Origin of the sequence: Streptococcus pseudopneumoniae ATCC BAA-960 = CCUG 49455, from assembly GCF_002087075.1 — a bacterium.
Taxonomy (GTDB): domain Bacteria; phylum Bacillota; class Bacilli; order Lactobacillales; family Streptococcaceae; genus Streptococcus; species Streptococcus pseudopneumoniae.
Genome location: NZ_MWSM01000050.1, coordinates 1 through 10,119 on the forward strand (window position 1 = coordinate 1; position 10,119 = coordinate 10,119).

11 protein-coding genes and 1 pseudogene are annotated in these 10,119 nt (G+C 41.1%); all 12 read left to right on the plus strand.

Features of this window, described 5'->3' with window-relative positions:
* Positions 1 to 483, plus strand: a 483-nt coding sequence (locus B4W83_RS13955) for a transposase (RefSeq protein WP_425596595.1), incomplete at its 5' end; no start/stop codon positions are given.
* A 173-nt stretch (positions 484 to 656) separates the two neighbouring features.
* Positions 657 to 1,535 carry a mevalonate kinase gene (gene mvk / locus B4W83_RS09860; protein ID WP_000163312.1) on the plus strand — a complete coding sequence of 293 codons (879 nt, stop codon included), beginning with the start codon at positions 657 to 659 and terminating at the stop codon, positions 1,533 to 1,535.
* Positions 1,517 to 2,470, plus strand: a complete 954-nt coding sequence (mvaD, locus tag B4W83_RS09865; protein ID WP_000373449.1) for a diphosphomevalonate decarboxylase — start codon at positions 1,517 to 1,519, stop codon at positions 2,468 to 2,470. The genes mvk and mvaD overlap by 19 nt, the downstream gene beginning before the upstream one ends.
* Complete coding sequence (locus tag B4W83_RS09870) at positions 2,457 to 3,464, plus strand: phosphomevalonate kinase (RefSeq protein WP_000562398.1); 1,008 nt, start codon at positions 2,457 to 2,459, stop codon at positions 3,462 to 3,464. The genes mvaD and B4W83_RS09870 overlap by 14 nt, the downstream gene beginning before the upstream one ends.
* Entirely contained in the window at positions 3,448 to 4,458 is a 1,011-nt protein-coding gene (gene fni / locus B4W83_RS09875) for a type 2 isopentenyl-diphosphate Delta-isomerase (RefSeq protein WP_000210664.1), read from the plus strand. Before B4W83_RS09870 ends, fni begins: the two co-directional genes overlap by 17 nt.
* A gap of 76 nt (positions 4,459 to 4,534) precedes the next feature.
* Positions 4,535 to 5,233: a cell wall-active antibiotics response protein LiaF gene (gene liaF / locus B4W83_RS09880; RefSeq protein ID WP_001224642.1), complete on the plus strand. Its 699-nt coding sequence runs from the start codon at positions 4,535 to 4,537 to the stop codon at positions 5,231 to 5,233.
* Entirely contained in the window at positions 5,230 to 6,225 is a 996-nt protein-coding gene (locus B4W83_RS09885; RefSeq protein WP_000743655.1) for an envelope stress sensor histidine kinase LiaS, read from the plus strand. Before liaF ends, B4W83_RS09885 begins: the two co-directional genes overlap by 4 nt.
* 13 nt (positions 6,226 to 6,238) lie before the next feature.
* The gene (locus tag B4W83_RS09890) at positions 6,239 to 6,871 is read left to right on the plus strand and encodes a response regulator transcription factor (protein WP_000698420.1); all 633 of its coding nucleotides are present in this window, start codon (positions 6,239 to 6,241) and stop codon (positions 6,869 to 6,871) included.
* Positions 6,872 to 7,534: pseudogene (locus B4W83_RS09900) on the plus strand (DNA alkylation repair protein).
* A gap of 141 nt (positions 7,535 to 7,675) precedes the next feature.
* Positions 7,676 to 8,029, plus strand: a complete 354-nt coding sequence (locus tag B4W83_RS13170; RefSeq protein WP_000750729.1) for a hypothetical protein — start codon at positions 7,676 to 7,678, stop codon at positions 8,027 to 8,029.
* Positions 8,030 to 8,041: 12 nt separating this feature from the next.
* Positions 8,042 to 8,998, plus strand: coding sequence for a trypsin-like serine peptidase (locus B4W83_RS09905; protein ID WP_171038859.1), 957 nt, complete (start codon positions 8,042 to 8,044; stop codon positions 8,996 to 8,998).
* A gap of 17 nt (positions 8,999 to 9,015) precedes the next feature.
* Positions 9,016 to 10,008: a choline-binding protein CbpJ gene (gene cbpJ, locus B4W83_RS09910; RefSeq protein ID WP_000771147.1), complete on the plus strand. Its 993-nt coding sequence runs from the start codon at positions 9,016 to 9,018 to the stop codon at positions 10,006 to 10,008.
* Positions 10,009 to 10,119 lie beyond the last annotated feature (111 nt).

The following is a 10,119-nucleotide window of genomic DNA, read 5'->3' on the forward strand; positions in this document are numbered from 1 at the left end:
GAGATTGATACGGTTCTGCTTACAAGGGTGAAAAATTATTGTTTACTGGTCTTAACTGATCGAAGGACTAGGCATCAAATTATCCGATTGATTCCAAATAAAAGTGCTGAGGCGGTCAATCAGGCTTTAAAACTCATCTTAAAACAAGACAAGATTCTGTCCATCACGGCAGATAATGGTACAGAATTTAACCGCTTGTCTGATGTATTTTCTGAGGAACATATCTATTATGCGCACCCCTATGCCTCTTGGGAGATTGAACCCTATTTCTCCAAACACCGCACCTATAAATGGCCGAAACGAGTACTTGTTAATGAGACTTTGTACGTCACTAAAACAGGTTGTCAATGGCGCATGCTCCCTCACGACTTTCCTCTTTACTTAACGGTATGGAGTTTCTTTCGTCGTTCTATGACGACAGGTTGGTTCCAGGTCAATGGCAGATGGTACTACGCGCTTATAGCTCAGGTGCCTTGGCAGTGAATACGACTGTAAATGGCTATTCTGTCAACTATAATGGCGAATGGGTTCAATAATGAAAGAAGCGATTGTGAATGGAAACAATCGCTTTTTTTGTGAAAATATAATAAAATAGATAGGAAAGAATTAATACTTGTATGAAAAATAAGACGTTTTTCGTCTAGTAAAAGGAAAAAATGACAAAAAAAGTTGGTGTCGGTCAGGCACATAGTAAGATAATTTTAATAGGGGAACATGCGGTCGTTTACGGTTATCCTGCCATTTCCCTGCCTCTTTTGGAGGTGGAGGTGACCTGTAAGGTAGTTCCTGCAGAGAGTCCTTGGCGCCTTTATGAGGAGGATACCTTGTCCATGGCGGTTTATGCCTCACTGGAGTATTTGGATATCACAGAAGCCTGCATTCGTTGTGAGATTGACTCGGCTATCCCTGAGAAACGGGGGATGGGTTCGTCAGCGGCTATCAGCATAGCGGCCATTCGTGCGGTATTTGACTACTATCAGGCCGATCTGCCTCATGATGTACTAGAAATCTTGGTCAATCGAGCTGAAATGATTGCCCATATGAATCCTAGTGGTTTGGATGCTAAGACCTGTCTCAGTGACCAACCTATTCGCTTTATCAAGAACGTAGGATTTACAGAACTTGAGATGGATTTATCCGCCTATTTGGTGATTGCCGATACGGGTGTTTATGGTCATACTCGTGAAGCCATCCAAGTGGTTCAAAATAAGGGCAAGGATGCCCTACCATTTTTGCATGCCTTGGGAGAATTGACCCAGCAGGCAGAGGATGCGATTTCACAAAAAGATGCTGAAGAACTGGGACAAATCCTCAGTCAAGCGCATTTACATTTAAAAGAAATTGGGGTCAGTAGCCCTGAGGCAGACCATCTGGTTGAAACGGCTCTTAGCCATGGTGCTCTGGGTGCCAAGATGAGCGGTGGTGGGCTAGGAGGCTGTATTATAGCCTTGGCAGATAATTTGACACACGCACAAGAATTAGCAGAAAGATTAGAAGAGAAAGGAGCTGTTCAGACATGGATAGAGAGCCTGTAACAGTACGTTCCTACGCAAATATTGCTATTATCAAATATTGGGGAAAGAAAAAAGAAAAAGAGATAGTGCCTGCTACTAGCAGTATTTCTCTAACTTTGGAAAATATGTATACAGAGACGACCTTGTCGCCTTTACCAGCCAATGTAACAGCTGACGAATTTTACATCAATGGTCAGCTACAAAATGAGGTCGAGCATGCCAAGATGAGTAAGATTATTGACCGTTATCGTCCAGCTGGTGAGGGCTTTGTCCGTATCGATACTCAAAATAATATGCCTACGGCAGCGGGCCTGTCCTCAAGTTCTAGTGGTTTGTCCGCCCTGGTCAAGGCTTGTAATGCTTATTTCCAGCTTGGTTTGTCTCGGAGTCAGTTGGCACAGGAGGCTAAGTTTGCCTCAGGTTCTTCTTCTCGGAGTTTTTATGGACCACTAGGTGCCTGGGACAAGGATAGTGGGGGAATTTACCCTGTAGAGACAAACTTGAAACTAGCTATGATCATGTTGGTGCTAGAGGACAAGAAAAAACCAATCTCTAGCCGTGACGGGATGAAACTTTGTGTGGAGACTTCGACGACTTTTGACGACTGGGTTCGTCAGTCTGAGAAGGACTATCAGGATATGCTGATTTATCTCAAGGAAAATGACTTTGCCAAGATTGGAGAATTAACGGAGAAAAATGCTCTTGCTATGCACGCTACGACAAAAACAGCATCACCAGCCTTTTCTTATCTGACCGATTCATCTTATGAAGCGATGGACTTTGTTCGTCAACTTCGCGAGCAAGGAGAGGCCTGCTACTTTACTATGGATGCCGGTCCTAATGTCAAAGTTCTTTGTCGAGAGAAAGACTTGGAGAATTTATCAAAAATCTTCGGTCAACGTTACCGCTTGATTGTGTCAAAAACAAAGGATTTGAGTCAAGATGATTGCTGTTAAAACTTGTGGAAAGCTCTATTGGGCAGGTGAATATGCTATTTTAGAGCCCGGACAGTTGGCCTTGATAAAGGCCATTCCCATCTATATGAAGGGCGATATTGCTTTTTCTGACAGCTACCGTATTTATTCAGATCTGTTTGATTTCGCAGTAGATTTGGCGCCAAATTCTGACTACAGCTTGATTCAAGAAACGATTGCTTTAGTGGAAGATTTCCTGACTTATCGAGGTCAAACTTTAAGACATTTTTCTCTAGAAATTCGAGGAAAAATGGAACGGGAAGGGAAAAAGTTTGGTCTAGGTTCTAGCGGTAGCGTCGTTGTTTTGGTCATCAAGGCTCTGCTAGCTCTGTATAAGCTTTCGGTTGATCAGGAGCTTTTGTTCAAGCTGGCTAGCGCTGTCTTGCTCAAGCGCGGAGACAATGGGTCTATGGGGGACCTTGCCTGTATTGTGGCAGAGGATTTGGTTCTTTACCAGTCATTTGATCGCCAGCAGGTAGCAGCTTGGTTGAAAGAAGAAAATTTGGCGACTGTTTTAGAGCGTGATTGGGACTTTTCAATTTCACAAGTGAAACCAACTTTAGAATGTGATTTCCTAGTGGGATGGACCAAGGAAGTGGCTGTATCTAGTGATATGGTTCAACAAATCAAGCAAAATATCAATCAGAATTTTTTAAGTTCCTCAAAAGAAACAGTGGCTTCTCTGGTAGAAGCCTTGGAGCAGGGGAAATCCGAAAAAGTTATTGAGCAGGTGGAAACAGCCAGCAATCTCTTAGAAGGCTTGAGCGCAGATATTTATACGCCTTCGCTTAGACAGCTGAAAGAAGCCAGTCAAGATTTGCAAGCCGTTGCCAAAAGCAGTGGCGCTGGTGGTGGTGATTGTGGTATTGCCTTGAGTTTTGATGAGCAATCAACTGAAACCCTAAAAAACCGTTGGGCCGATCTGGGGATTGAGCTCTTATACCAAGAAAGGATAGGACATGACGACAAATCGTAAGGATGAGCACATCCGCTATGCCCTTGAGCAGAAAAGTTCCTATAATAGCTTTGATGAGGTGGAGCTGCTTCATTCTTCCTTGCCTCTTTACAATCTGGATGAAATCGATCTGTCGACAGAGTTTGCTGGTCGAAAGTGGGATTTTCCTTTTTATATCAATGCCATGACAGGTGGGAGTGAAAAAGGTAAAGAAATCAATCAAAAGTTGGCTCAAGTGGCAGAAGCCTGTGGTATTTTATTTGTAACGGGTTCTTATAGCGCAGCACTCAAAGATCCAGCAGATGACTCTTTTTCTGTCAAGTCTAGTCATCCCAATCTCCTCCTTGGAACCAATATTGGATTGGACAAGCCTGTCGAGTTAGGCCTTCAGACTGTAGAAGAGATGCATCCTCTTCTCCTGCAAGTGCATGTCAATGTCATGCAGGAATTGCTTATGCCTGAGGGAGAAAGGAAGTTCAGAAGCTGGCAATCGCATCTGGCAGACTATAGCCAGCAAATTCCTGTTCCTATTGTTCTCAAGGAAGTGGGCTTTGGAATGGATGCCAAGACCATCGAGAGAGCCTATGAACTGGGTGTTCGTACAGTGGATTTATCAGGTCGTGGTGGCACCAGCTTTGCCTATATCGAAAACCGTCGCAGTGGCCAGCGTGATTACCTCAATCAATGGGGACAGTCTACCGTGCAGACTCTACTCAACGCCCAAGAATGGAAAGACAAGGTCGAACTCTTGGTTAGTGGAGGCGTTCGGAATCCGCTGGATATGATTAAGTGTTTGGTCTTTGGTGCCAAAGCTGTAGGACTGTCACGAACAGTTCTGGAATTGGTTGAAACCTATTCAGTTGAAGAAGTGATTGGTATTGTTCAAGGCTGGAAAGACGATCTGCGTTTGATTATGTGTGCTCTTAATTGTGCCACCATAGCAGATTTGCAAAAAGTAGACTATCTTCTTTATGGAAAATTAAAAGAAGCAAAGGATCAGATGAAAAAGGCGTGACCACCGCCTTTTTTCCATCCTCAGACTGAGGTGACTTTTTTGAAGTGTGATAAAATAGAAAGGAGAGGATCAACCTATGAGAAAATTTAAAATCTTTTTATTTATCGAAGCCTGTCTTTTGACGGGAGCTCTGATTTTGATGGTTTCAGAGCATTTTTCACGTTTTCTGCTGATTTTATTCCTCTTTTTGCTTTTGATTCGCTATTACACTGGTAAAGAGGGCAATAATCTTCTTTTAGTGGTGGCAAGCATTCTCTTCTTTTTCATCGTCATGCTCAATCCTTTTGTGATTCTAGCTATTTTTGTTGCGGTCATCTACAGCCTCTTTCTTCTTTATCCGATGATGAACCAGGAAAAAGAGCAGACCAATTTGATTTTTGAAGAGGTGGTAACGGTTAAGAAGGAGAAAAATCGTTGGTTTGGAAATCTTCATCATTTTTCAAGCTACCAGACTTGCCAGTTTGATGATATCAATCTCTTTCGTCTCATGGGTAGGGACACTATTCATCTGGAGAGGGTTATCCTAACCAATCATGACAATGTCATTATCCTCAGAAAGATGATAGGCACGACCAAAATCATCGTACCTGTAGATGTGGAAGTCAGTCTCAGCGTTAATTGTCTCTATGGGGATTTGACTTTTTTCAATCAGCCCAAGCGAGCCCTCCGCAATGAACACTATCATCAAGAAACGAAAGACTATCTCAAGAGTAACAAGAGTGTCAAGATTTTCTTGACCACTATGATTGGGGATGTGGAGGTGGTCAGAGGATGAAAAAACAAGCTTATGTAATCATTGCCATCACCTCTGTCCTCTTTGTCTTTTTTTTCTCCCACAGCTTGCTGGAAATCCTTGACTTTGACTGGTCTATTTTCTTGCACGATGTCGAAAAAACAGAAAAATTTATCTTTTTATTGTTGGTATTCAGCATGTCCATGACCTTTCTCTTATCCCTGTTTTGGAGAGGTGTGGAAGAGCTTTCTCTAAGAAAAATGCAGGCTAATCTCAAGCGTTTGTTGGCAGGGAAAGAAGTGGTTCAGGTTGTAGATCCAGATTTGGATGCTAGTTTTAAGTCCTTATCTGGCAAACTTAACCTCTTGACAGAAGCGCTTCAAAAGGCTGAAAATCACAGCCTTGCTCAGGAAGAGGAAATCATCGAGAAGGAACGAAAGCGGATTGCTCGGGATTTGCACGATACAGTCAGTCAGGAGTTGTTTGCGGCTCACATGATTTTATCAGGCGTCAGTCAGCAGGCTTTGAAATTGGATAGAGAAAAGATGCAGATCCAGTTGCAGAGTGTCACAGCTATTTTAGAAACTGCCCAGAAGGACTTGAGAGTCTTGCTCCTGCACTTGCGACCAATTGAACTGGAGCAGAAGAGCTTGATAGAAGGGATTCAAATTCTCCTAAAAGAGCTTGAGGACAAGAGTGATCTCAAGGTTAGTCTCAAGCAGAATATGACGAAATTACCCAAGAAGATTGAGGAGCATATCTTCCGCATTTTGCAGGAGTTGATCAGCAATACCCTCCGCCATGCCCAGGCCTCTTGTTTGGATGTCTATCTCTATCAGACAGACTTTGAATTGCAGCTGAAGGTGGTGGACAATGGGATTGGTTTCCAGTTAGGGAACTTAGACGACTTGAGTTATGGACTGCGAAATATCAAAGAGAGGGTTGAAGATATGGCTGGAACAGTTCAACTCTTGACAGCTCCCAAGCAAGGACTGGCAGTTGATATCCGTATTCCCCTGTTAGATAAGGAATGATAAAGGAGTAAAGATGAAAATTTTACTAGTAGATGACCATGAAATGGTCCGATTGGGCTTGAAAAGCTACTTTGATCTCCAAGATGATGTAGAAGTTGTGGGCGAGGCGGCAAACGGGTCTCAAGGTATTGACTTGGCCTTGAAATTGCGTCCGAATGTCATTGTCATGGATATTGTCATGCCTGAGATGAATGGAATTGACGCGACCTTGGCCATCCTTAAAGAATGGCCTGAAGCCAAGATTTTAATTGTGACTTCTTACTTGGACAATGAAAAAATCATGCCTGTCTTAGATGCAGGTGCTCGTGGCTATATGCTCAAGACTTCTAGTGCCGACGAACTGCTCCATGCTGTCCGTAAGGTGGCTGCTGGGGAGTTGGCCATTGAGCAAGAGGTCAGCAAAAAAGTCGAATACCACCGCAATCACATAGAACTACATGAGGACCTGACTGCGCGTGAGCGAGATGTTCTCCAACTCATCGCCAAGGGCTACGAAAATCAGCGTATCGCTGATGAACTTTTTATCTCTCTCAAGACGGTCAAGACCCATGTGTCCAATATCCTTGCCAAACTTGAAGTCAGCGATCGCACCCAGGCGGCTGTCTATGCCTTTCAGCACCATTTGGTGGGGCATGAAGAGTTTTAGATGAGTTTAGCAGATTTACTTGAGGAGCTAGAAGCAGCAAAAGACTCTAAAAAGCAAGACCCATGGAAGCCCATATGCGCCATCAATTTTCTTTTCTAGGTATTGCGGTGCCTGAAAGAAATAAACTCTATAAAAATATTTTCCAGAAGCGAAAAAACAAAGATTATCGATTGGGATTTTGCAGATACTTGCTGGGAAAAAGAATCTAGAGAATACCAGTATGTGGCTGCTAACTATTTGAAAGCAATGCAGTCTTATTTAAAGGACAGCGATTTGCCTAAGCTAGAGCAGTTGGTTGTTACCAAGTCTTGGTGGGATACGGTGGATATCCTAGATCGAGTAGTAGGGAGTTTGGTGTATGAGAAGCAGGAACTGGAAAAAATAATCCTCCAATGGAGCCTGTCAGACAATATCTGGTTGAGACGCGTCGCTATTGACCACCAGTTATTAAGAAAAGAGAAGACCAATACTCAATTAATGGAAAAGATTCTCCTTCATAACTTGAACCAAACAGAATTTTTTACCAATAAAGCCATTGGCTGGACTCTGCGAGACTACTCCAAAACGAATCCAACTTGGGTAACATGCTTTATTGAGAAAAACAAGGAAAGAATGGCTGAACTTAGTATCAAAGAAGCAAGCAAGTACCTCTATCGTGATTGAAAAGCGCAGTCATTAATTGAAAAGTTTACCTGTTTATGTGATAATGGAGGGTATTTACAGAAGGTGGTAGATTTCTTGATTCTATAGTAGATTGAGAAATTTAGAATAGTATGCTATAATCACATTAGGAGGATAAAAATAATGAAGAAAACGTTTTATAAAAAATTGGGTATTTCAATTATTGCGAGTACTTTATTGGCTAGCCAGTTGTCGACAGTATCTGCTTTGACTGTTATTTCTAGTACAGGTGAAGAATATGAGGTGAGTGAAACATTACAGGAAAGTCCAGAAACTAATAATTTTTCACTTCCTGAGATTTCGCCAACATATGGTTCATATTACCAAAATCAATCAGAAGTAATTATCGGTAATGATGATTTGGTTAAAATTGATAATACTCTACAATATCCGTATTCAACTTCAGCTATGGTTTTGTCTGAGTACAATGGTGTAGCCAATGGAACGAATATAGAAGGAAGAGGAAGCGCGAATTAAGATAATGTTTTAATTACAGCAGCTCATAACTTCTACAGTCATAAATATGGAAAAGAAGCGGATGCTATTTATGTACTTCCAGCAGCTAGTCCAGATCAGGAACCATTTGGAAAGATCAAGGTTAAGGAAGTTCGTTATTTGAAAGAATTTAGAACTTTAAATTCTAGAGATGCATCGAAATATGACTTGGCTCTATTAATTCTAGAAGAGCCTGTTGGCGCAAAATTGGGAACACTGGGGCTTCCAAATAGTCAGAAAAATTTGGCTGGAACACCAGTGACGATTACAGGATATCCATCATATGATTTTGGAATTCATCAAATGTATACAGATAAAAAACAAGTTTTAAGTGATGATGGTACTTTTTTGAATTATCAAGTTGATACTTTGGGGGGATCAAGTGGATCTGCTGTTTATGATGCTAGTCACCGTGTAGTCGGAGTACATACTTTGGGAGATGAAGCTAACCAAGTTAATAGCGCAGTAAAATTAAATGAACAGAATTTATCATTTATTTATTCAGTACTTAAAGGATATTCTCTTGAAGGATGGAAAAAATTAAGTGGCAGTTGGTACTATTATAAACAACATGATAAACAAACGGGTTGGCAGAAAATAGATGATACTTGGTACTATCTAGATGCTTCTGGTAAGATGCTTACAGATTGGCAAAAAGTAAATGGAAAATGGTATTATTTGGGAACCTCTGGTTCAATGGCAACAGGTTGGAAAAATGTACGAGGCAGATGGTATTACTTAGATAATAAAAATGGTGATATGAAGACTGGTTGGTATAAAGATGGTTCAACATGGTACTATCTAGATTCTACTAATGGAGACATGAAAACAGGTTGGATAAAAGTAGGAGGAAACTGGTATTATCTTAACTCAAGTGGAGCTATGGTAACAGGTAGCCAAACTATCGATGGTAAAGTTTATAATTTTGCTTCATCTGGTGAGTGGATTTAATATTGGAGGACATATAAATGAAACTTTTGAAAAAAACTATGCAAGTTGGACTGACAGCATTTTTCTTTGGTTTGCTAGCTACAAATACTGTTTTTGCGGATACCACAGGTGGCCAATTTGTTGATAAGGATAATAGAAAATATTATGTAAAAGATGCTCATAAAGCAATCTATTGGCATAAAATAGACGGAAAAACTTACTATTTTGGTGATAAAGGAGAAATGGTAGTTGGATGGCAATACTTAGAAATTCCTGGAACAGGTTATCGTGATGATTTATTAGATAACCAACCAGTTAATGAAATCGGCCTTCAACACAAGTGGTACTATTTTGGACAAGATGGGGTACTACAAGAATTTGTTGGCTGGAAAGCATTAGAGATTAAAACAAAAGACAGTGTTGGAAAAGAGTACGGGGAAAAACGTGAAGATTCAGAAGATAAAGAAGAGAAGCGTTATTACACGAACTATTACTTTAATCAGAATCATTCTTTAGAGACAGGTTGGCTTTATGATCAGTCTAACTGGTATTATCTAGCTAAAACAGAAATTAATGGAGAAAACTATATTGGTGGTGAAAGACGTGCAGGTTGGATAAATGATGGTTCAGCTTGGTACTACCTTGATCCAACAACTGCTGCAATGCAAACAGGATGGCAATATCTAGGTAATAACTGGTACTATCTCCGTTCATCAGGTGCTATGGCAACTGGTTGGGTGAAAGATGGTTCAACTTGGTATTATCTAGATGCTCAAAATGGTGATATGAAGACAGGTTGGGCTTATGTTGGTAACAGTTGGTACTACCTTCGTTCATCAGGTGCAATGTCTACTGGTTGGGTGAAAGATGGTTCAACTTGGTACTACCTAAATGCAAGTAATGGAGATATGAAGACAGGCTGGTTCCAAGTCAATGGTAAATGGTACTATGCCTATGGTTCAGGTGCTTTAGCTGTTAATACCACAGTAGGTGGTTACTACTTAAACTATAATGGCGAATGGGTTAAGTAATGAAGGCTAATGGTAAACTGTGATGGATATTTAACTTTGTATAATAGGTGGATAAAAGTCTTTAAAATAGGAAAAAACGCATAATATTAGGTGAACTGCACCCCAAAAGTT